Origin of the sequence: Actinomadura bangladeshensis (assembly GCF_004348335.1) — a bacterium.
Classification (GTDB): Bacteria; Actinomycetota; Actinomycetes; order Streptosporangiales; family Streptosporangiaceae; genus Spirillospora; species Spirillospora bangladeshensis.
In genome coordinates this window covers 1-21475 of sequence record NZ_SMJW01000074.1, presented here as the reverse complement: position 1 = coordinate 21475, position 21475 = coordinate 1, and the positions used below count along the sequence as shown (strand labels likewise).

Here is a 21475-nt window from a genome sequence, read left to right as displayed (position 1 = left end):
ATCCCGTGCGCGAACCCATCGCGATCATCGGCATCGCGTGCCTCTACCCGGGGGCGCGCGGTGCCGGCGACTACTGGGCGCGGCTGTGCGGCGGGCCGCCCGCGTCCGCACCGCCGGGGCTGGACGAGGCGGAGGTGGACGTCGCCCGCTTCGGCATCCCGCCGGTGCAGCGGCGGTCGATGACCCGCATGCAGGTCCTCATGCTGGAGGCGGCCCGGCAGTGCCTGACCGACGCCGGGTACACCGGCCGCCCGCTCGGCACCGACCGGACCGACGTCATCGCCGGGATCTGCTTCGGCCTCGACCGCCAGTACGCCAACGCGCTGCGCGTCGAGTCCGCGCGCTACGCCCGCGACCTGGAACGGGAGGTGCCCGCCCTGCTCGGCGGGCACGCCCGCCCGGTCGCGGCGCGGGCGGCGCGGGAGCTGCGGGCGGTGGTGGCCGGGCGGCTCGGCGCGTCCCCGCACGACCGGGTCGGGGAGATGGCGAGCACGATCCCGGCCCGGATCGCGGGCGCGTTCCGGCTGCGCGGCCGGACGCTGGCGGTGGAGTCGGCGGACGCGACGCCGTTCGCGGCGCTCGCACACGCGGTCAACGGGCTGCGCGCCGACCTGTGCGACGCGGTGCTGGTGCTGGCCGGGCAGCGCCGCGAGAGCCCGCTGTTCGGGGAGCTGCTCGCCGCGAAGGGGCTGCCCGGCGACCCCGGCGAGGGGGTCGGGGCGCTGCTGCTGAAGCGGCGGTCGTCGGCCGTCCGCGACGGAGACCGGGTCTACGCCTCGCTCCTCGAATGCGCGATGGAGCACGACGCCCGTCCGGGGGTGCTGCGCTACTCGACGTCCGCGCGGCGGCGGTACCGCGTCGCCCGCACCTGCCATGAGGCGGCGGGCGTGCCGCCCGAGTCGGTCGGGTACGTGGAGCGCGCCGCGAACGGGGTTCCGGCGGCGGCGCACGCCGAACTGGAGGCGCTCGGCCGGCTGCTCGGGAACGTCCCGCCCGCGTCGGTGACCCTCGGCGGGGCCGCGGACGAGCCGGGCCGCACCTTCGCCGGCGGCGGGCTCGCCGCCGTCGCCAAGACCGCGCTCGCGCTCTACCACCGCACGCTGCCGCCGAGCGCGGAGGCGTCTCCCGGCGGGCCCTTCCGGCTCGCCCGGACGGCCGAGAGCTGGCCGGCCGGTCCCGGTGCGGGGCCGCGCCGGGCGGCCGTCCTCGGAGCCTCGCTGACGGGCACGGTCTGCCACCTCCTGCTGGAGGAGCACGACTCGCGCGGCCCGGAGCCCGCCGCCCGGACGGGGACCGCCGCCACGACCCGTCCCGAGCCGATCGCCGTCGTCGGGTACGGCGGACGCTTCGCCGGAGCCGCCGGCGCCGAGGGCTTCTGGGCGGCCGTCCGCTCCGGCGAGGACCGCATCGGACCGCTGCCCGGCGACGTCCTCGACCGCGACCTCTATGTCCAGGAGGAGGGCGTCAGCCTCACCCACAGCTACACCGGGCTCGGTGCGCACGTACCGGTCCCGGACGCCCCACCGGACGGGGTGCGCATCACGCCGCGCCGGTACGCGGCGATGGACCCCGTCCAGCGCGTCGCGCTCGCGGTCGCCCACGAGACGCTGGCCCGCTACGGGCGCGCGGAGACGCTGTCGGGACGTCCCGGCATGGTGGCGATCGGCACCAACCTGGGCCTCGGCCGGGACCGGCGCCTCAACGCCGAACGCTCCGTCGCGGAACTGGAGGCGGGCCTGTCCGCGCTGGCTCCGCTGTCCGGCCGCGCCCGCGCGCTGCTGCTCGACCGCGTCCGCCGCCGCTTCCAGGCGTCCGGCGGGCCGCTCGCGCCGATGGACCTGGACGGCTGCCTCGCCGGCGGGATCGCCGCGCTCATCGCGGGCGAGTACCGGCTGCCGGCCGTGCCCGTCGCCGTCGAGGCGGCCTGCGCGTCGTCGCTCGCGGCGCTGGACATCGCGCTCGGCGCGCTGCGGTCGGGGCAGGCGGACTTCGTGCTCGCCGGCGGCGCCGAGCTGGCGTGCAACCCGCGCGACCTGGTGCTCTGCTCCGCCCTCGGGCTGCTGTCGCACAGCCGCATCACCCCCTTCGACGCCGCCGCCGACGGGTTCAGCCCCGGCGACGGGTGCGCGCTGTTCCTGCTCAAGCGGCTGCCGGACGCCGTCCGCGACGGCGACCGGATCTTCGGGCTGCTGCGCGGCCTGGGCGGCTCCAACGACGCCCGGTCGCTGATCGCGCCGGACGCCGACGGGCAGGTCCGCGCGATGCGGCAGGCGTTCGAGCAGGTCGAGTTCGACCCGTCCGCCGTCGACTACCTGGAGGCGCACGGGACCGGCACCCGCGTCGGCGACCGGGTGGAGATCTCCGCGACCGCCGAGGTGTACGCGAAGCCGGGCCGGCCGCAGCCGCTGGTGATCGGCTCGGCGAAGGGCTTCTTCGGGCACACCTTCGCCGCCGCCGGCGCGGCCGGGCTGCTGAAGGCCCTGCTCGGCATCCGGGCGCGCACGTTCCCGCCCAACGCGAACCTGCGGACGCCCGCCCCCGGGCTGCCGCTGGACGACGTCCCGGCCCGGCTGCCGACCGCGCCGGAACCGTGGCCCGCCGTGCCGGGCCGGCCGCGCCGGGCCGGCATCAGCTCGTTCGGCACCGGCGGGATCAACTACCACCTCCTCATCGAGGAGTACCAGGAGGACGGAGCCGGATGACCCCTCGACTCTCCCCGGAGACCGCGGCGATGCGCGACATGGTGCTCGCCTTCGCCGGCCGCGACCTGCCGGCCGCGCCGGACCGCGCGTTCGACCCCGCGGACTTCCGGCGCCGCTGGCGGCTCGCCGGGAAGCAGGGCCTGACCGGCGCGACCGTGCCGGCCGAGTACGGCGGCAGCGGCCTGGACGCCGAGGCCGCCGCCGTCCTGCTGGAGGCGCTCGGCGAGGGCTGCCCCGACACGGGCTTCGCGTTCTCGGTCGCGGCCCACCTGTTCGCCTGCCTGATGCCGATCGCCGAGTTCGGGACCGACGAGCAGAAGCGGCGCTGGCTGCCCGCCCTGTGCTCGGGCGAGCGGATCGCCGCGCACGGCATCACCGAACCCGGGGCGGGCTCGGACACCCTGAACCTGCGGACGCAGGCGGAGCGCCGGGGCGACCACTACGTCCTCGACGGGAGCAAATGCTTCACGACGAACGCGCCCGTCGCCGACGTGTTCATCGTCCAGGCCGCGACCCGCCCGTCCGGCGGGTTCTTCGGGCTGACCGCGTTCGTGGTGGAGGCCGGGACGCCGGGGCTGCGGGTCGGCCGCCCCTACGCCAAGGCGGGCCTGCGCGGGTCGCCGACGGCCGACGTGTACTTCGACGGCTGCGCCGTCCCGGCCGGGCACGTCCTCGGCGCGGAGGGGACCGGCGCCGCCGTGTTCACCGGCTCCATGAAGTGGGAGCGCACCTGCCTGTTCGCCGTCTACCTGGGCGCGATGCGGCGCGTCCTGGACGGCACGGTCGCGTTCGCCGCCGACCGCGAGCAGTTCGGCGTGGCGATCGGGGAGTTCCAGGCGGTGAGCCACCGCATCGTGGACATGGTGCTGGCCCTGGAGTCGGCGCGGCTGCTGCTGTTCGACGCGGCGCGCCGGCTGTCGGCGGGCGAGGACTGCGACGTCGCGTCGGCGCTGGCCAAGCTCGCGGTGAGCGAGGCGGCGGTCAAGGTCGGCCTGGACGCCGTCCAGCTGCGCGGCGCCGCCGGCGTGCTCGACGGCGGCCCGGCGGACCTGCTGCGGGACGCGCTGCCCGCGCGCATCTTCTCCGGCACGAACGAGATCCAGAAGAACAACATCGCGCGCGCCCTGGGCATCGGCGGCCGCCGTCCGTCCCCCCGGCGCTGAGAGGACCGGCACCATGGAGATCATCATTCACACCATCCGGCTGCACCCCGGCACCGACCCCGCCGGGTTCGAGGCGTGGGTCCGGGACGTCGACTACGCGACCTGCCCGGAGCTGCCCAGCGTGCTGGCCTTCGACGTGCTGCGCGCGCCGGGCGGGGACGCCGGCCGCTACGTCGAGGTCATCAGGGTGAGCGGCACCGCCGAGTTCGAGCGGGACATGCGGACGCCCGCGTTCCAGCGGCTCGTCACCGCGTTCTCGAAGATGGCCGCGGTGACCGACGAGCTGACCGGCGAGCGGCTGGAGCCCGGGTACGCGCGGAGCTGACGCCGCGGCGCGTTGAGAAGGCGTCCCGGCCGGCTCAACGAAAGGACGAGTTTGATCTCGTCCAGACCCTGGACGTTGAGACCAGAATGGCCAACGGGTGGATGGCGAAAGGCGTGGACGGTCTGTAAGACTGACCGCTGAACAGTTGTTCTGCCTTTCGTTGCAGTTCCTTGTGGAGAAGGGCGGACAAAACCCGCCGGCCGACGCTGAGAAGCGTTATCCGCGCAACGTCAAGGATGCTGATGACCGTTGACATTCTGGGGCAGAGACCGAGCCTACCGGCCGGTGCGTCCACCGGGGACGGGGTGGGCGTCAACCTGCTCGGCACCGTCTCCATCGTCGTCGGGGAGACTCGAACCGAACTGCGCGCCGGCAAGGTGCGCACCATGCTCGCCACCCTCGCGCTGGAGGCCGGCCACACGGTCTCGCATGACGAACTGACCGAAGAACTGTGGCCGGGAGAGATTCTCCGGAATCCGCGCAATGCGCTGCAGGCGCATGCGACGCGGATCCGGAAAATCATTCATGAATGCGCGGGGAACGCCCGCACCGCGCTCCCGCTGCGGGCCGTCTACAACGGATACGTCCTCGACATTCCGCGGGACCTCGTGGACGGGAACCGGTTTCTGGACCTGTCCGCGCGGGCGGTGGCGGCGCTCACCGACGACCCCGCGCGGGCCCGCGACCTGCTGCAGTCCGGCCTGACCCTGTGGCAGGGCCCCGCGCTCCCGCACACCCGCACGGGGCGGCGCTGCCGGGGCGCCGCCGCGCTGCTGGAGGAGCGGCGGTTCGCCGCGTGGGAGGACCTCGTCAGCGCCCGGATGCTGCTCGGCGAGGAGCGGCCGGCCATCGCGGAACTGCAGCGGCTGGTGGCCTCGCACCCCGCCCGCGAGCGGCTGTGCGAGCTGCTCATGCTGGCCCTCTACCGGGCGGGCCGGCAGTCGGAGGCCCTGCACCTGTTCCACCGCGTCCGGGAGCGGCTGGACGAGGAGCTCGGCGTCCAGCCCGGCCGGGCCCTGCAGCGGCTGTACGGGCACATCCTCGGCCAGCACCCGCTGCTGGAGTCGGCGGACGCGGTGCTGCGGGTCCGCCGCGAGTCGGCCGCGGGCTGACCGCGGCCGGCCCGGCCGGCCCGGGCCGGGCCGCCGCACCCGCCCCCCGTCAGCGGCCCGTCAGCGGCGCCGTCAGCGGCCGGCGGCAGGGTGGCAGTCGTCCAGGAAACCCGGCGAACCGGCAGGAGGTGCCCCGATGGGGACCGCGGTCGTGACAGGGATCGGCAGCCGGCTCGCGTCCCGGGCCGTGCCGAACGCGGAACTGGCGGCCCGGCTCGGCAGCTCCGACGCATGGATCCGCACCCGCACCGGCGTCTCCCGCCGGTACTTCGCGGAGCCGGGCACGGCGACGTCCGACCTCGCGGTCGAGGCCGGCGCCCGCGCGCTGAAATCGGCCGGCGGCGGGCCGGCGGACGCGGTCGTGCTGGCCACGCAGACCCCGGACCACCCGTGCCCGGGGACGGCGCCCGACGTGGCGGCCCGGCTCGGGCTGTGGCAGGCCGCCGCGTTCGACGTCGCCGCGGTCTGCAGCGGCTTCGTCTACGCGCTCGCCGCCGGCGCCGGGCTGATCGCCGCCGGCATCGCCGGCCGCGTGCTGGTCATCGGCGCCGACGCGTTCTCCAGCATCCTCGACCCGGACGACCGGACCACCTCGGTGATCTTCGGGGACGGCGCCGGCGCGGTGGTGCTGCGCGGCGGCGAGCCCGCCGAACCCGGCGCGCTCGGCCCGTTCGACCTCGGCAGCGACGGCGGCGGCGCCGGCCTCATCACCGTCCGGGCGGGCGGGTCGCGGCAGCGGCTGTCGGACGCCGAGCCGGGCCCCCGCGACCACTACTTCGCGATGGAGGGGAAGGCGGTGTTCTGGCGCGCCGTGCAGCAGATGGGGCAGTCCTCGCAGGCGGCGCTGGACCGGGCCGGGTGGACGCCCGCCGACGTCGACCACCTCGTCTGCCACCAGGCGAACCAGCGGATCACCGACCATCTCGCCGACGAGCTCGGCCTGCCCCGCGAGCGGGCGGTGAGCAACATCGCCGACGTCGGCAACACCGCCGCCGCGTCGATCCCGCTCGCGCTCGACCACGCGCACGCGGCGGGCGTGCTGCGGCCCGGCGACCGGGTCCTGCTGACCGCCTTCGGCGGCGGGCTGGCCTGGGGCTCGGTCACCCTGCGGTGGCCCCGGCTGGAAGGGAGCGGCGATGAGTGACGCCGGCCCCGAGATCGCCGTCACCGGAATCGGCCTCGTCACCCCCGCCGGCATCGGCACGTCCGCGACCTGGGACGGGGTGTGCGCGGGACGGTCCGCGGCCGCCACCGACCCCCGCCTCGCGGGCCTGCCCGTCGACATCGCCTGCGCCGTCCCCGGCTTCTCGGCCGCCGAGCACGTCGGCCGCCGCAGCGCGCTCATGCACGACCGGCACGTCCAGCTCGCCGTCCCCGCCGCCCGCGAGGCCGTCGCGGACGCCGGCCTGGACCCGGCCACCTGGGACGGCGCGCGGGTCGGGGTCGTCATCGGCAACGGGTCCGGCGGCCACACCTCGGCGTCCGCGCAGCACGAGCGGCTGCTGGCGCGCGGCCCGCGCGCGGTGTCGGCGCTGGTGATCCCGCTGATCGTGCCCAACATGGTGGCCGGGCACCTCGCCATGGAGTTCGGCGCCACCGGCCCGAACCTGGTGACCGCGACCGCGTGCGCGTCCGGCGCCACCGCGATCGGCACCGCGATGCGGCTGCTGCAGCGCGGCGACTGCGACGTCGTGCTGACCGGCGGCACCGAGGCGCCCGTGACGCCGCTGCTGGTCGCCGGGTTCGCGCAGATGGGCGCGCTGTCGCGGCGGACCGCCGACCCCGCCGCGGCGTCCCGGCCCTTCGACGCCGGACGCGACGGCTTCGTCATCGGCGAGGGCAGCGGCGTCCTCGTGCTGGAGCGCGCCGCCGACGCCCGCGCCCGGGGAGCGCGCGTCCGGGCGCGGCTGGCCGGCTATGCCGCCTCCGCCGACGCCCACCACATGACCGCGCCCGATCCCGAGGGCACGCAGGTCGTGCGCGCGGTGCGGGAGGCCCTCGCCGAGGCCGGCGCGGCGCCCGAGGACGTCGGCCACGTCAACGCGCACGGCACCTCGACCCCGCTCAACGACGCGGTGGAGGGGCACATCGTCACCCGGCTGTTCGGCGGCGCGCCCGCCGTCACCTCGGCGAAGGGCGCCGTCGGGCACACGCTCGGCGCGGCCGGCGCGATCGAGGCGGCCCTCACCGTCCTCGCGATCGAGCACGCCACCGTCCCGCCGACCGCCAACCACGACACCCCCGACCCGGAGATCGACATCGACGTCGTGGCGGGCGAGCCGCGCAAGCGCGACATCGAGGTGGCGGTCAGCCACTCGTTCGGCTTCGGCGGCCAGAACGCCGTCCTCGTCTTCGCCGGCGCCTGACCGGGCACCGGTGCAACCCCCACCGAAGGAGAGAACAGATGAACCTGCGCCGCGTCCTCGGCATCGCCGCCGTCCTCGCCGTCCTCGCGCTCGTCGTCCGGGTCCGGTCGGCGCGCGGCCTCGACGACGCCCTCGACGGGGAACTCTGAGGCCCGCATGGCGTTCACCGTCCCGGACGAGGAGCTGTCCCGGCTGGAGCGCGGCGTCCAGCGGGCGCTCATCACCACCGACGACACCGCCCTCGACGTCCTCGGCTACGGGGAGGTCACCCTCGTCCTCAGGCTCGACACCGGCGCGGGCTCGTTCGCCTGCAAGCGGCTGCCCGTGTTCCCGTCCCGGCAGCGGTTCGACCGGTACCGCAGGTCGCTGGACACCTACCTCGCCCGGCTCGGCGAGCGGGGGCTGAAGGTGGCCGAGACGAAGCTGTGGCACCGGGTCCGGCCGTCCGGGCAGATCGTGGCGTACTGCGTGCAGGAGGAGCTGCCGGGCGACCGGCTGTGCTCGAGGCTGCTGCACGCCGAGAGCGAGGAGTGGGCCCGCGGCTTCTTCAAGCGGTTCCTCGACACCGTCGACCGCGCCGTCCTGCCCGACCTCGGGCTCGACGCGCAGGCGTCCAACTGGACCGACATCGGCGGCGAGCTCGTGTACCTCGACATCACCACCCCGCTGATGCGGGACGGCCGCGGCCGGGAGCAGCTGGACGTGCGGCTGTTCTTCACCTCGCTGCCGTGGGCGCTGCGCGACGCCGTCCGGCTCTCGATGACCAGGTCGATCTTCGACAAGTTCTACTCGACGCGGGGGGTGGTGCTGGACTTCCTCGGCAACCTGCACAAGGAGCGGCTCGGCGACCTCGTCCCCGTCTTCCTGGAGCAGGCGGCCGAGCACCTGGAGCAGCCGATCACCGCCGAGGAGGTCGACGCCTACTACCGGGAGGACGCGCGGATGTGGGAGCTGATCCAGCGCTTGCGCAAGGCCGACCGGTTCTGGCACAACCGGATCCGGCGGCGGACCTACCCGTTCCTGCTGCCGCCCGACGTCGACCGTTGACCGGGCCGCCCGCCGGACGCGCCGGGATCTCGGCGGACCTGCTTCCGCTGGACCCGGCGCGCCCGCTGGGCGTCGCCCACCTGCCCGGCGGCCTGACGCTCGCGGCGGTGTCGGCCGACTGGCTGGGCCGGCAGCCCGCCGGGCGGGTGACCGCGCTGATGGCGCGGCACCTGGCCGCCGGGGAGGGCGACCGCGCCGCGGCCTTCCGGTCGGCGAAGCGCCGGACGGAATGGCTGGCGGGACGGCTCGCCGCCAAGCACGCGGTCCGCGCGCACGGCGTCGCGCACGCCGGCGTGCGCCGGGCGACCCGCGCGATCCGGATCGCCGCCGTAGAGGGCGGGCCGCGCGCCGGGATGCCGGTCACGGACGCGCCCGTCCGCATCGGCATCTCCCATTCGGGCGGGCTCGCCGTCGCGGCCTGCGGCCCCCGGCCGGTCGGGATCGACCTCGAACTGGACCGCGTGCTCGCCCCCGCCCTCGTCCGCCTGCTGCGGTCCGAGGGCGCGGGGCTCGCCGGGATGCCGCCGACCCTGCGCTGGGCCTGCAAGGAGGCGGTCCTCAAATGCTTCGGGTTCGGCCTGCGGCTCGACACCCGCGAGGTCGCGCTGACCGGATGGCGGCCGGACGGCGCGTTCACCTGGACGGCCGGACCGCGCCTGCGGCGCGAGGCCGCCGCACTGCCATGGCCCCGGCACGGCTGGGCCGCCGAGATCCGCGGGTACGCCTTCGCCCTCGTGTGGTGAACCCCGCACCGTAGACGGAGGAACCGATGACCGCGCAGACGCCCCCACGCATCGCCGCCCCCGCGTTCGCGGACGCCCTGTCCGCGGCGCTGGACGTCGCCGTGCTCAGCCCGTCGTCGCACAACTGCCAGCCCTGGTGCCTCGCCCGGATGGTGAGCGCTCCGGCGCGGGGCGCGGCGGCGGGGCTGCTCGGCTCCACCGGTGACGGGCACGTCCTCGTCCTGGCCATCGACCGTGAGCGCAGCCTCGGCGCGCTGCCCGCGCATGCGCTGGAGATGGAGCTGAGCTGCGGCCTGTACTGGCGCCTGCTCCAGCGGGCCCTGGCGGCGCAGGGCTGGACGGTCGCACGGGCCCGGACGCTCGCGCGCGGGGCGTCCCCGTCCGGCCTGGGTCTTCCCGGCAGCTGGGAGCCGCTGCGGGTGGCCGAGTTCCGCCGTGGCGGGGACCCGGACGGCACCCTGGACGATCTCCGCGCCCTCGCCCGCCGCCGCCGCACCAACCGGGCGCCGTTCCGTCCCGACCCGGTCGACCCGGCGCTGCTCGCGGCGCTCGCCCGGCACCGGGGCGACGGGCTGCCGGTCCTCGTCCGGCACCTGCGGTCCTGGCCCGAGCGGGCGCGGTTCGCCCGTTTCGTCGCCGAGCACGGCGGGCGCGACTTCGCGCACGGCGGCGCCTGGCGGGAGACGCACTCGTTCCTGCGGTGGAGTGCCGGCGCGGCCGACGGGTTCACGCTGGAGCACCTGTTCGGGCCGCTGCCCGCCTACGGCCGGTGGGCCCGGCGGCTCGCGCTCGCGCCGCCCGCGATGGCCGCGCTGAGCCGGGTCGGCTACCCCCGCCTGCTCGCCGGGCGGCTCGCCGCCGTGGTGCGCCGCTCACCGGTCATCGTGCTGATGGGCCTGCCGGTCGCCGAGCCGGGCCTGCCCGACACGCTCGCCGCGGCGTCGGCGCTCGCGGACTACTGGCTGGACGCCACCGCCGCCGGCCTCGTCCTGCACCCGGTCAGCATCGTCATCCAGCACACCGATCTCCGGCCGGCCCTCCAGCGCCGGTTCGGCATGCCCGGCCGGGTGTTCTTCGCCGCGCGGCTCGGCCGGCCCGCCGCCGCGTTCCCGGCGTCCCCGCGCCGCGCGCCGGCCGCCGCGTTCCGCGCGCTGTAGCCGCCCCGCTCAGCCCCGGCCCGGGCCGCCGCGGTGGACGCCGCCGCCGACCTCGGCCCAGCGCGCCGCCTCCCCGGGGGCGAGCGGGTCCCGGCCGAGGAGCTCGCGGAGCCGGTGCCGCTGCAGCAGGACGCCCAGCTCGTTCACCGTGAGCCAGGCGGCGCGCAGCGACCGGTCCTCCCCGGCGCGGGCCGCGCCGGGGAGGGAGTCGAGCCAGGCGAGCTTCAGCGCGTGCCACCGCCGGAAGATCTGCTCCCCGGCCGGCTCGTCGCCCAGCAGCAGCCGGCACAGGTGGGCCGCCACCGGCGAGTCGCCGCCGAGGAAGGAGACGAGCCGGGCGGGCAGGAAGTCCTCGCCGGGCCCGCCGTCCCGCCCGGCCCCGGCGACGTGCTCGGCGAACCGCCGGAAGACGGCCAGGCTGCGCTCGTTGACGGCCTCGTGCAGGCCCGCCTTCCCGCCGAAGTGGTGGACGACCAGGCTCGGTGACACCTCCGCCGCCGCCGCGACCTGCCGCAGGCTGACGTTGTCGGCGCCGGCGGCGGCGAACAGCCGCAGCGCCTGGTCGCAGATCTCGGTGCGCGCCGTCTTCTCCGCGGGGTGCATCGGGTGCCTCAGCCGGCCAGACGCTGCCCGGCCGCCGGACTGACACCGTCCTCGTCCGGTCTCGGCAGCCTCCGGCCGAGACCGCCGGGCAGCCACCAGTTCCAGTCGCCCAGCAGCTTCATCAGCGCCGGGACGAGCACCAGCCGCACCAGCGTGGCGTCCAGCGCGATCGCGACCGCGAGGGACAGGCCGAACTCCTTCAGCTCCAGGATCCCGGCGGTCAGGAACCCGCCGAACACCGCCACCATGATCGCGGCGGCGGCGGCGATGGGCCGGGCCGTGTGCTCGATGCCGGTGGCGACGGCGGCGGCGTTGTCGTGGCCGTCCTCCCACGCCTCCTTCATGCGGCGGATGAGGAAGACCTCGTAGTCCATGGAGAGGCCGAACAGCAGCACGAACACCGTGATGGGCAGGTACACCTGGAGGAACCCGGTGCTCTCGAAGCCGAGCAGGCTCGCACCGTGCCCATACTGGAACACCGCGACGGTGATGCCGACCGCGGCGGCGGTGACGAGCAGGTTCATCGCGACCGCCTTGATCGGCAGCACGATGCTGCGGAACACCACGAGCAGGAACAGCAGCGACAGGCCGAGCACCAGCGCCATCACCCAGGGGAGCTTGCTCGTCGTCTCCTCCGCCAGGTCGACGAACGTGGCGGTGGCGCCGCCGACGAACACCTCCTGGCCGGTCGCGGCGCGGGGGGCGGCGTCGTTCCGGATGTCCTTGACGAGTGCCTCGGCCTCCGACGAGTCGATGGGCACCGACGGGACGGCGTTGATCAGCACCCGCCCGGAGCCGGGCGTGGACTCGACGGCCGCGACCCGGTGGTCCTCGGCGAGCAGCGACGCGAGCCGCGCGGCGCCGCGCTGCCCGGCGGCGTCCAGCGCGCCGCCGTCCGCGCCGGTGACGACGATCTGCACCGGCGACACGGCGCCGGGGCTGAAGGAGCGTTCGAGGACGGCCTGCGCCTTGGCGGTCGGGCGCCCGTCCAGCGACGCGGTGCCGAGGTCGATGCCGTACTTCAGGCCGGTGACGGGAAGCGCGGCGGCGACCAGCAGCGCCGCGGCGACCAGGCCGAAGACGACGGGGCGGCGCATCACCAGGTGCGCCCAGCGCGCCCACGTCCCGTGCTCGACCTCCACACCGGGGCGGACGTCCGCCGGGCGCCAGCGCTCGGGCAGCGATCCGGCGTCGACCTTGGGGCCGAGCGCCGCGAGGATGGCGGGCAGCAGGGTCAGCGCGGCGGCGAGGGTGCAGACCACCGAGATCAGCACGCCGGTGGAGATCTCCCGGAAGACCGGGGCCCGCATCATGTAGAGCGAGCACACCGAGATCGCGACGACGACGCCGGAGAACAGCACGGTCCGCCCGGACGTCGCGACCGCGGCCCCGGCGGCCGCCGCGATGTCGGCCTCCCGCCGCGGCCCGTCCCGGGTCACCCCGCGCCGGGCCAGCTCCGCACGGAAGCGGCTGACGATGAACATCGCGTAGTCGATGCCGATGCCCGTCCCGATCATCGTGACGATCGTCAGCAGGAACGCGTCGAAGGTGAACCCGAACGTGAGCAGGTAGATGACGCCGAAGGTGAGGACCAGCCCCGCCATCGCCAGCACCAGCGGCAGCAGGGCCGCCGTGACCGCGCCGAAGGCCAGCACCATCACCGCGAACGCGAGCGGCATCCCGACCGCCTCGGCCCGTTCGGCGTCCGCGCTCTCCACGGCCGTCTGGTCGTTGGTGATGGGGGAGTAGCCGGTCAGGTAGGCCGCCACGCCGGCGCCGGCGGCGCCGTCGATCGCGTCCTGCAGGTCGGCCGCGCGGGGTGGGAGCTGGTGCGCGTCGCCCTTGAGCGCGACGAGGGCGAGGGCGGCGCGCCCGTCGGCGGACACCTGCCCCTGCGCCCGCGGATCGAACGGGCTGATCACGGTGACCACGCCCTTCTCCCGCGCGGCCGCCGCGACCACCTTCTGGACGGCCGCCTTGCGCGCCGGGTCGGTGATCCGGCCCTGCGCGCTGTCGAAGACGATCACGTCCTGCTCGTCACCGTGCCCGGCGAAGTACCGCTGGACTAATTGCGAGGCCCGCGTGGACTGCGCGCCCTCCACTCCGTAGTTGGGCGCCTTGAGCTGCTTGAACAGGAAGGGGAAGCTCACCCCGCAGGCGATGAGCAGCACGATCCAGGTGGTGATCACCAGCCGGCGGTGCTCGGCCATCAGGGTGCCCCAGCGACGTTGTCCCATCATCCGCCTCTCAGAAAGGTTCGCACGGCCTCGGCCGCGTCCGACAGATCGAGCTCGGGATCGAGGATCAGGTGCAGCAGCAGGCCGTCCAGGAGCGCCGCGACGACCGTCGCGGTCCCGGACGCGGGCAGTCCGGGGGCGACCCGGCCCTCCCGCTGGTTCCGCTCGACCAGTTCGGTGAGCGCCGCCCGGAACTTGCGCAGCTCCGCGGTCAGGGGTTCGCGCAGCGCCGGATCCCGGGCGGCCTGGCGCGCGGTCTCCAGCAGCAGGGCGGCCGACGGGTCCTGCAGGCCGCCGACGGCGAACCAGCCGAGGGTGCCCTCGAACATCTCCTGGACGCTCTCGGCCGCCTGCGCCATGGCGAGCGGCTGCGCCAGCGCCCGCAGCGTCCCGGCGACGGCGGCCTGCCGCAGCACGTCGTCCTTGCCCTGGAAGTGGTAGCTGATCGCGCCGTGCGGCACCCCGGCCCGCGCGGCGATCCCGCGCATGGTGACCCGTCCCCAGCCCACCTCGGCGATCAGCGCGGCCGTGGCCTCCAGGATCGCCGTCCGGGTCGCGGCGCCCTGCTCGGCACTGGTTGGCCGGACGCCCTGTCCACTCGCATTGTCCACTTGGCCAAGGTACGCCCAGACCATTGCACAGTGCAAGGGAAACGCCCCCACCCGTTCGGGTGAGGGCGCGGGGCCGGCACGGCCAGGAGTTGCTAGTATTGGCAATTGCTAAAGTTGCTACTCCGGCGAAGGGTGACCGGGACGATGGTGCCACGGACGGTCCGCGGGCGGGCGCGGTGAGCACGCCGCTCTACAAGCTGAAGGCGGAGTTCTTCAAGACGCTGGGCCATCCCGCGCGGATCCGCGTGCTGGAGCTGCTGAGCGAGCGCGACCACGCGGTGGCGGAGATGCTGCCGGAGGTGGGCATCGAGCCGGCGCACCTGTCGCAGCAGCTCGCCGTGCTGCGCCGGGCGGGCCTCGTCGTGTCGCGCAAGGAGGGGGCGGCGGTCATCTACTCGCTGACCAGCCCCCGCGTCGCGGAGCTGCTCGCGGTGGCGCGGGAGATCCTGACCGGGGTGCTGTCCGGGCAGGCCGAGCTGCTGGACGAGATGCGGGCGTCCGGGCCGGAGCGCGGGCGCGGCTGACCGTCCCCGCCGCACATGCGGCTTTTCCACGCTTATGAGTTGCTAAAATTGGCAATTGCGCATGTCAGTATCCGACCACGAGGACCCGCGTGAGAGACCTGTTCCGCAAGATCCGCACGACCGGGCGCGCCGCCGAGGCCGCGCCGAGGCCCCCCGAGCGGACGCTTCCCGAGCGCGCCCGCGACCTCGCCGGATCGGTCCAGGTCCGGCACGTCGACGCGGGCTCCTGCAACGGCTGCGAGGTGGAGATCGCCTCGGCGTTCGGCCCGGTGTACGACGTGGAGCGGTACGGCGTCCGGCAGGTCGCCTCGCCCCGGCACGCGGACGCGCTCCTGGTGACGGGACCGGTCACGCGCAACATGGAGATGGCGCTCCGCCGCACCCATGAGGCCGTCCCCGCGCCGAAGGTCGTCGTCGCGCTGGGCGACTGCGCGCGCAACTGCGGCGTCTTCGCCGAGGCGTACGGGGTCGCGGGCGCGGTCGGGGACGTCGTGCCGGTCGACGTCGAGGTCCCCGGATGCCCGCCCGCACCCGAGGCGATCGTCGCGGCGCTGCGCGGATTGTCCGGGCGATGACGTCCGCCGCGTTCTCCGCCGCCCTGGCCCTGAACCTGGTCGCGGCGCTCGCCGGGCTCGTCCTGCCGCGCCGGGCCCGGCGGGCGGCGGCCGGGGCGCTGACGGCGGCCGGGGGAGCGGCGGCCGTCGCCGCCGGGGTCGCGGCGATGCGCGGCGGGGAGTGGAGCGCCCGGCTGCCGGACCTGCTGCCGCTCGCGGGCGTCCGGCTCGCCCTGGACCCGCTCGGCGGCCTCTTCCTCGCCGTCACCGGAGCGGTGGCGGTGTGCGCCGCCGTCTACGCGGTCGGCTACACCCGGCACGGCGGACTGGACGGGCGGGTCCCGCAGGTGATGGCGCCGGTCTTCCTGGCGTCGATGCTGCTCGTCCCGGCGGCGGCGAGCGTGAGCACGTTCCTGCTGGCCTGGGAGCTGATGGCGCTCGCGTCGCTGCTGCTGGTCGTGGCCGAGCACCGGAGCCGGGACGAGGTCCGGACGGCGGGCCTCTGGTACGCGGTCATGACGCACGCCGGCCTGGTGGTGATCCTCGCCGGGCTGGCGGGGTTCGCGGCGGCCGCGCACGGCGAGTCGTTCGAGCGGCTCCGCGCGGCGGCGGACGGCCTTCCGGAGTGGGGGCGCGCCGCCGTGTTCCTCGCGGTCTTCGCCGGTTTCGCGTCCAAGGCAGGGATCGCCCCGCTGCACGTGTGGCTGCCGCGCGCCCATCCGGAGGCGCCGAGCCACGTGTCGGCGCTGATGAGCGCGGCGATGGTGAACCTCGGCGTGTACGGGATCGTCCGGGTGGGGTTCGACCTGCTCGGCGGCGGGGCGGCCTGGTGGTGGCTGCTCGTCCTCGCGGCGGGCGGCGGATCGGCCCTCTACGGCATCCTCCAGGCGGCCGTGGCCGCCGACCTCAAACGGCTGCTGGCCTATTCGACCTGCGAGAACATGGGCCTGGTCCTGGTCGGGGTGGGGGCGTCCGGGCTGTTCGCGGCGTCGGGCGCGCGGGCGCTGGCCGCGCTGGCGCTGACCGCGGCCCTGCTGCACGTCGTCAACCACGCGGGGTTCAAGACGCTGCTCTTCCTCGCGGCGGGGTCGGTCCTGCACGCCACCGGCACCCGCGACCTGGACGCCCTCGGTGGCCTGCGGACCCGGATGCCGGCCACCACGGCGCTCTTCGGGATCGGCGCGCTGATGGCGTCCGCGCTCCCGCTCGGCAACGCGTTCGTCAGCGAATGGCTGCTCCTGCAGAGCCTCGTCCGCGCCCTCCCGTCCGGCGGGACGGCGACGGCGGTCACCATGCCGCTCGCCGTCGCCGCCGTGGCCCTGTCGGCGGGGCTCGCGATCGCCGCGTTCGTGAAGGCGTTCGGCGTCGGGTTCCTGGCGCGGGCGCGAAGCTCCGCGGCCGAGCGGGCCCGGGAGGCGCCGGCGGCGATGCTCGCCGGGATGGCCATGGCCGCCGCGTGCTGCCTCGTCCTGGCGCTCTCGCCCGGACTCGTCCTGCCCGCGATCGCCCGTCCGGTCGCCGTCGCCGTCCCGGGGCCGGAGGCCGTGACCGGTCCGGTGACCCTGCACCTCGCCGGCACGTCCGGAACCGTGTCGCCGCTGCTCATCGCCGCGTCCCTGCTGGTCGCCGCGGTCGGGCTGCTCGCCCTGCTGCGCGCCGCCGCGACGCGCCGGACGGCCCGCCGCCGCGCCCGGCTCTGGGACTGCGGCGCCGGCCCCATGTCGCCGCGCATGGAGTACACGGCGACCTCGTTCGCCGAACCCCTGCAGCGCGTCTTCGACAACGTCCTCGCCCCTGAGACCGACCTGGACGTCACCCCGGTAAAGGAGTCGGCCTATCTCGTGGACAGCGTGACCTACCGGACGCGGATCGGCGACCGGGTCGAGCACCGGCTGTACCGGCCCGTCCTCACCGCGGCGGCGCGGCTGGGCGAGGCGGCGCGCGGCCTGGCCAACGGCAGCGTGCACCGCTACGTCGGGTACGGCTTCTACGCCTTCACCGGCCTGCTGATCGCCCTGGCGGTGATCCGGTGACCGGAATCCTCGGGACGGCCCTGCAGGTCGTCCTCGTCGCGGCGGGCGCGCCGCTGCTGGTCGGGCTGATGCGGCAGATCCGCGCCAGGGCGGAGGGACGGGCCGGCGCCGGCGTCCTGCAGCCCTGGCGGGATCTGCGCAAGCTCCTCCGCAAGGAGCCGATCACCCCGCACGGAACCGGACCGCTGTTCCGGACGGCGCCGCTCGTCCTCGCGGGCACGACGCTCGTGGTCGCGGCCGCGGTCCCGGTCGTCACGACGCGCTCGCCGCTGGACGGCGCCGCCGACCTGTTCGCCGTGACCGCGCTGCTCGCGCTCGGCACCGTCGCGCTCGCGCTCGCCGGCCTCGACACCGGCACCGCGTTCGGCGGCATGGGCGCGAGCCGCGAGATGGTCGTGCTCGCTTTGGTCGAGCCGACCATCCTGCTGTCGACGTTCGCGCTGTCGGTGCGGGTCGGCTCCACGAACCTCGGCGCGATCGTCGGTTCCACGCTGGACGACCCGCAGCAGGTCGTGTTCCCCGCGAGCCTGCTCGCCCTCGTCGCCCTCGTGATCGTCGTCATCGCCGAGGCGGGCCGCATGCCGGTGGACAACCCGTCCACGCACCTGGAACTGACGATGATCCACGAGGCGATGGTGCTGGAGTACGCGGGGCCCGACCTCGCGCTGGTCGAGTGGGCGTCGGCGATGCGGCTGACGGTGCTGCTCGCCCTGCTGTCCAACCTGTTCGTCCCGTGGGGCATCGCCGGGGACTCGCTCGCCATGCTGCCGGTCGCGGCCGCGGCGATCGCCGCCAAGGTCGCGGTCGCCGGCGGCGCGCTGGCCGCCGGCGAGGTCTTCATGGCGAAGCTGCGCATGTTCCGGGTGCCGGAGCTGCTCGCCGGCTCGTTCGTGCTGGCGCTGTTCGCCGTCGCCTCCTCCTTCTTCCTGGTGGCACCGTGAACGACGCCGTGTACGTCCAGCTGCTCGACGCGGCCTGCGGCGCCTTCCTGCTCACCGGCGTGCTGGTGCTGTGGCGCCGCGACCTCGCCGCGATCGTGCGGCTGTTCGCGCTGCAGGGCGCGGCGCTGGCCCTGCTCATCGCGGTGCTCGGCGTCCACGAGAAGGACGCCGAGGTCGTCGTGCTGGCCGCCGGGATCGGGGTGCTGCGCGTGCTGGTCCTGCCGTGGCTGCTGCGCCGCGCCATGGCCGGGGGCGGGCCGGGCCGGGAGGCGCAGCCGCTGGTCAACGTGGCGGCCTCGCTCACGGTCGCGGCACTGCTCGGGCTGCTCGCCTACGCGGTCACCCGGCCGATCGTCCGGCTCGACCCCTCGCCCGCGACCCACGCCGTCCCGATCGCGCTGACCGTGGTGCTCATCGGGCTGTTCGTGCTGGTGACGCGGCGCCGGGCCCTGTCCCAGATCGTCGGGTTCCTGCTGATGGACAACGGCATCACCGCGGTGGCGTTCCTGACCACGTCCGGGGTGCCGCTCATCGTGGAGCTGGGCGTCTCCCTCGACGTGCTGCTCGCGGTGCTGGTGCTGCAGGTGCTCACCGCGCGGATGCGGGACGCCTTCGGCGACACCGACCTGGACGACCTGCGGGAGTTGCGCGACTGATGAGCCTGCTGCTGACCGCCCCCATCGGGGTGCCGCTCCTGGCCTCCGCCGCCCACGCCGTGCTCGGCTGGCGGCGCGGGACGTCCTGGCTGGGCGCCGTGGCCGCCGCCGGGGTGCTCGCGTCCGGGATCGCGCTGGCCGCCGCCGGCCCCCGCACCGGGCTGGACGGCCTGCTGCGCGCCGACGCGCTCAGCGCGTTCATGCTCATCGTGATCGGCGCGGTGGCGCTGCCGGCGATGCTCGCGAGCCCCGCCCACCTGGCCGCCGAGGACGCCTCCGCCCGCGACCGGCGCCGCTACGGCGTCCTCACCCAGGCGTTCGTCGCCGCGATGGCCCTCGCCGTGCTGGCCGCGAGCCTCGGGACGCTGTGGGTCGCGATCGAGGCCACCACGATCGTCACCGCGTTCCTCGTCGGGCACCGCCGCACCCGCAACGCGACCGAGGCCGCCTGGAAGTACGTCGTGATCTGCTCGGCCGGGATCGCGCTGGCGTTCCTCGGCGTCACGCTGCTGCACTTCGCCGCCCAGCACGCCCACGTCCCCTCGTCCGGCTCCCTGGACTGGACGGAGCTCGCCGCCCACGCCGGGCGCCTCGACCCGGACGTCACCCGCATCGCCGTCGCGCTGCTCGTCCTCGGGTTCGGCGCCAAGGCCGGTCTCGCGCCGCTGCACGCCTGGCTGCCGGACGCCCACAGCCAGGCCCCGGCGCCGGTGTCGGCGCTCATGTCCGGGGTGCTGCTGTCGGTCGCGTTCTACGCCGTGCTGCGCGTCAAGGTGATCGCGGACGCGGCGCTCGGCGCCGGGTTCGTCCGGGCGCTGCTGCTGGTGATCGCGCTGGCGTCGCTGGCGCTCGCGGCGGCGCTGCTGCTCGGCCAGCGCGACTACAAGCGGATGCTCGCCTACTCCAGCATCGAGCACATGGGCCTGCTCGCGCTCGGCGCCGCGGTCGGGACGAGGCTCGCGATGGCCGCCGTGCTGCTGCACGTCCTCGGGCACGGGCTCGCCAAATCGGTCGCGTTCCTCGCCGCCGGGCACGTCCAGCAGGCCGCCGGGACCAGCCGGATCAGCGCCGTGCGCGGGTTCGCGGCCCGGTCGCCGCTGGTCGGCGGGGCGTTCGGCGCCGCCGTGCTCGCGCTGCTCGGCTTCCCGCCGTTCAGCCTGTTCGCCAGCGAGATCGCCGTCTTCCGCGCCGGGTTCGCCGCCGGGCTCGGTTGGGCCGTCGCCGCCGCGCTCGCCCTGCTGCTCGTCGCCACCGCCGCCGTCGCCGCCGGGACGGCCCGGATGCTGCTCGGCGGGCCGCGCACCGGGCCCGGCGCCGCGACGTTCCCGTCCCGCCCGCCGCTGGGGGCGGCCGCCGGGCTGCTGCTCGGGCTGCTGGCGTGCGCCGCGCTGGGCGTCTCGCTCTGGCCCCTCCACCCGCTCCTGCTCGATGCCGCCGCCGTTCTCGGAGCACACTGATGACCACCGTGATCGACATCGACGCCGCCCGCCTGCCCGAGCACGCCGCCGGGCTGCTGCGGGACGGGCACCGCCTCGCCCTCGCGGCCGCCCACGAGGACCCGGCCGGGCCCCGCGTCGTCTACCTGTTCACCGCGCCCGGCCCGGACCGCCGCACCGAACTGCACGTCCGGCTCGACCGGGACGCCCCGCACGTGCCGAGCCTGGCCGGGCTCAGCTTCCCCGCCGGGCGGTTCGAACGCGAGATGCGCGACCTGTACGGGATCGTCCCGGACGGGCATCCGCTGCCGCGCCGGCTCGTCCGGCACCACCACTGGCCGCGCGGCTGGTACCCGATGCGCGCCGACGCCGGGGCGCCGCCGCCGTTCGGCGACCCCGAGGGCCCCTACCCGTTCGTTCAGGTGGACGGGCCCGGCGTGTACGAGATCCCGGTCGGGCCGGTGCACGCGGGCATGATCGAACCGGGGCACTTCCGGTTCTCGGTCGTCGGGGAGAGCATCCTCAAGCTGAAGGCGCGGCTCTGGTTCGTCCACAAGGGCCTGGAGAAACTGGTCGAGGGACGCCTGCCGCTCGACGCGCTCCCGGTGGCCGAGCGCGTGAGCGGCGACACCACCGTCGGCCACGCCCTCGCCTACTGCCTCGCCGTCGAGGACGCCGCCGGCTGCGTCGTGTCGCCCGGCGCGCAGCGGATGCGGGCCGTCCTCCTCGAACTCGAACGCCTCTACAACCACGTCACCGACCTCGGCGCGCTCTGCAACGACGTCGGGCACTCCGTCCTCAACGCCCAGTTCGGCCGCATCCGCGAGCAGCTCCTGCGCCTCAACGCGGGCGTCACCGGCCACCGGCTGCTGCGCGGCGGCGTCCTCCTCGGCGGCGCCGTCCTGCGGACGCTGCCCGACCCGGCCTCGCTCACGGCCATCGGCGCCGGCATCGCCGAACTCGCCGACCTCGCCCTCGGCCACACCGTCGTCGTCGACCGCTTCACCGGCACCGCGCCGCTCACCGCCGAGGCCGCCCGCGACCTCGGCGTCCTCGGCCCGGCCGCCCGCGCCAGCGGCGTGGACGCCGACGCCCGCCGCGACCACCCGTTCACCGACCTGCGGCCGGCCCTGACCGTCCCCACCGCGACGACCGGCGACGTGCTGGCCCGGTTCCAGATCCGCGTCCGCGAGACGGCCGCGTCCATCGAGATCATCCGCGATCTGACCTACGCCATGAACCCGGGCCTGGTCACCGCCTGGCCC

General features: G+C 75.6%; 19 protein-coding genes. 16 read left to right on the top strand and 3 right to left on the bottom strand.

Annotation, left to right across the window (positions count from 1 at the left end):
• The first annotated feature begins 5 nt into the window (after positions 1-5).
• The 9 genes from E1284_RS16665 (at position 6) to E1284_RS16625 (ending at position 10615) form a co-directional block, all read left to right on the top strand.
• Positions 6-2702 carry a beta-ketoacyl [acyl carrier protein] synthase domain-containing protein gene (locus E1284_RS16665; RefSeq protein ID WP_207923786.1) on the top strand — a complete coding sequence of 899 codons (2697 nt, stop codon included), beginning with the start codon at positions 6-8 and terminating at the stop codon, positions 2700-2702.
• Positions 2699-3865, top strand: coding sequence for an L-prolyl-[peptidyl-carrier protein] dehydrogenase (gene redW / locus E1284_RS16660; RefSeq protein WP_131940003.1), 1167 nt, complete (start codon positions 2699-2701; stop codon positions 3863-3865). Before E1284_RS16665 ends, redW begins: the two co-directional genes overlap by 4 nt.
• Before the next feature lie 13 nt (positions 3866-3878).
• Entirely contained in the window at positions 3879-4190 is a 312-nt protein-coding gene (locus E1284_RS16655) for a RedY protein (RefSeq protein WP_131940002.1), read from the top strand.
• A 242-nt stretch (positions 4191-4432) separates the two neighbouring features.
• Positions 4433-5302, top strand: coding sequence for an AfsR/SARP family transcriptional regulator (locus E1284_RS16650; RefSeq protein WP_207923785.1), 870 nt, complete (start codon positions 4433-4435; stop codon positions 5300-5302).
• 136 nt (positions 5303-5438) lie between these two features.
• The gene (locus E1284_RS16645) at positions 5439-6446 is read left to right on the top strand and encodes a beta-ketoacyl-ACP synthase III (protein WP_131940001.1); all 1008 of its coding nucleotides are present in this window, start codon (positions 5439-5441) and stop codon (positions 6444-6446) included.
• Complete coding sequence (locus E1284_RS16640) at positions 6439-7668, top strand: beta-ketoacyl-[acyl-carrier-protein] synthase family protein (protein WP_131940000.1); 1230 nt, start codon at positions 6439-6441, stop codon at positions 7666-7668. Before E1284_RS16645 ends, E1284_RS16640 begins: the two co-directional genes overlap by 8 nt.
• Before the next feature lie 156 nt (positions 7669-7824).
• A complete protein-coding gene (locus E1284_RS16635; RefSeq protein ID WP_131939999.1) occupies positions 7825-8715 on the top strand; it encodes a DUF6206 family protein in 891 nt (296 codons plus the stop codon).
• On the top strand, positions 8712-9458 hold the full coding sequence (locus E1284_RS16630; protein ID WP_131939998.1) for a 4'-phosphopantetheinyl transferase family protein: 747 nt from the start codon (positions 8712-8714) through the stop codon (positions 9456-9458). Before E1284_RS16635 ends, E1284_RS16630 begins: the two co-directional genes overlap by 4 nt.
• A 26-nt stretch (positions 9459-9484) precedes the next feature.
• A complete protein-coding gene (locus E1284_RS16625; protein ID WP_131939997.1) occupies positions 9485-10615 on the top strand; it encodes a RedV protein in 1131 nt (376 codons plus the stop codon).
• A gap of 9 nt (positions 10616-10624) precedes the next feature.
• Here the strand turns inward: E1284_RS16625 and E1284_RS16620 are convergent, their stop codons facing one another.
• From E1284_RS16620 to E1284_RS16610, 3 genes are read right to left on the bottom strand one after another with little or no spacing between them, the layout of a single operon-like run.
• Complete coding sequence (locus E1284_RS16620) at positions 10625-11218, bottom strand: TetR/AcrR family transcriptional regulator (protein ID WP_131939996.1); 594 nt, start codon at positions 11216-11218, stop codon at positions 10625-10627.
• Between the two features lie 8 nt (positions 11219-11226).
• Entirely contained in the window at positions 11227-13458 is a 2232-nt protein-coding gene (locus tag E1284_RS16615) for an MMPL family transporter (RefSeq protein ID WP_207923784.1), read from the bottom strand.
• A complete protein-coding gene (locus E1284_RS16610; RefSeq protein ID WP_165965301.1) occupies positions 13455-14066 on the bottom strand; it encodes a TetR/AcrR family transcriptional regulator in 612 nt (203 codons plus the stop codon). The genes E1284_RS16615 and E1284_RS16610 overlap by 4 nt, the downstream gene beginning before the upstream one ends.
• Before the next feature lie 176 nt (positions 14067-14242).
• Here E1284_RS16610 and E1284_RS16605 point away from each other — a divergent pair, with 176 nt between their 5' ends.
• The 7 genes from E1284_RS16605 to E1284_RS16575 all read left to right on the top strand — a co-directional run.
• A complete protein-coding gene (locus E1284_RS16605; RefSeq protein WP_131939994.1) occupies positions 14243-14590 on the top strand; it encodes an ArsR/SmtB family transcription factor in 348 nt (115 codons plus the stop codon).
• 89 nt (positions 14591-14679) lie between these two features.
• Positions 14680-15165 (top strand): NADH-quinone oxidoreductase subunit B family protein, encoded by a 486-nt coding sequence (locus E1284_RS16600; RefSeq protein WP_131939993.1) that lies wholly within the window; start codon positions 14680-14682, stop codon positions 15163-15165.
• A complete protein-coding gene (locus E1284_RS16595; protein ID WP_131939992.1) occupies positions 15162-17177 on the top strand; it encodes a proton-conducting transporter transmembrane domain-containing protein in 2016 nt (671 codons plus the stop codon). Before E1284_RS16600 ends, E1284_RS16595 begins: the two co-directional genes overlap by 4 nt.
• Positions 17174-18118 carry a respiratory chain complex I subunit 1 family protein gene (locus tag E1284_RS16590; protein ID WP_243714529.1) on the top strand — a complete coding sequence of 315 codons (945 nt, stop codon included), beginning with the start codon at positions 17174-17176 and terminating at the stop codon, positions 18116-18118. Before E1284_RS16595 ends, E1284_RS16590 begins: the two co-directional genes overlap by 4 nt.
• The gene (locus tag E1284_RS16585; RefSeq protein ID WP_131939991.1) at positions 18115-18774 is read left to right on the top strand and encodes a hypothetical protein; all 660 of its coding nucleotides are present in this window, start codon (positions 18115-18117) and stop codon (positions 18772-18774) included. The genes E1284_RS16590 and E1284_RS16585 overlap by 4 nt, the downstream gene beginning before the upstream one ends.
• Positions 18774-20231 carry a proton-conducting transporter transmembrane domain-containing protein gene (locus E1284_RS16580; RefSeq protein ID WP_131939990.1) on the top strand — a complete coding sequence of 486 codons (1458 nt, stop codon included), beginning with the start codon at positions 18774-18776 and terminating at the stop codon, positions 20229-20231. Before E1284_RS16585 ends, E1284_RS16580 begins: the two co-directional genes overlap by 1 nt.
• Positions 20231-21475, top strand: a 1245-nt coding sequence (locus E1284_RS16575) for a hydrogenase large subunit (RefSeq protein WP_131939989.1), incomplete at its 3' end; no start/stop codon positions are given. The genes E1284_RS16580 and E1284_RS16575, both read left to right, overlap by 1 nt.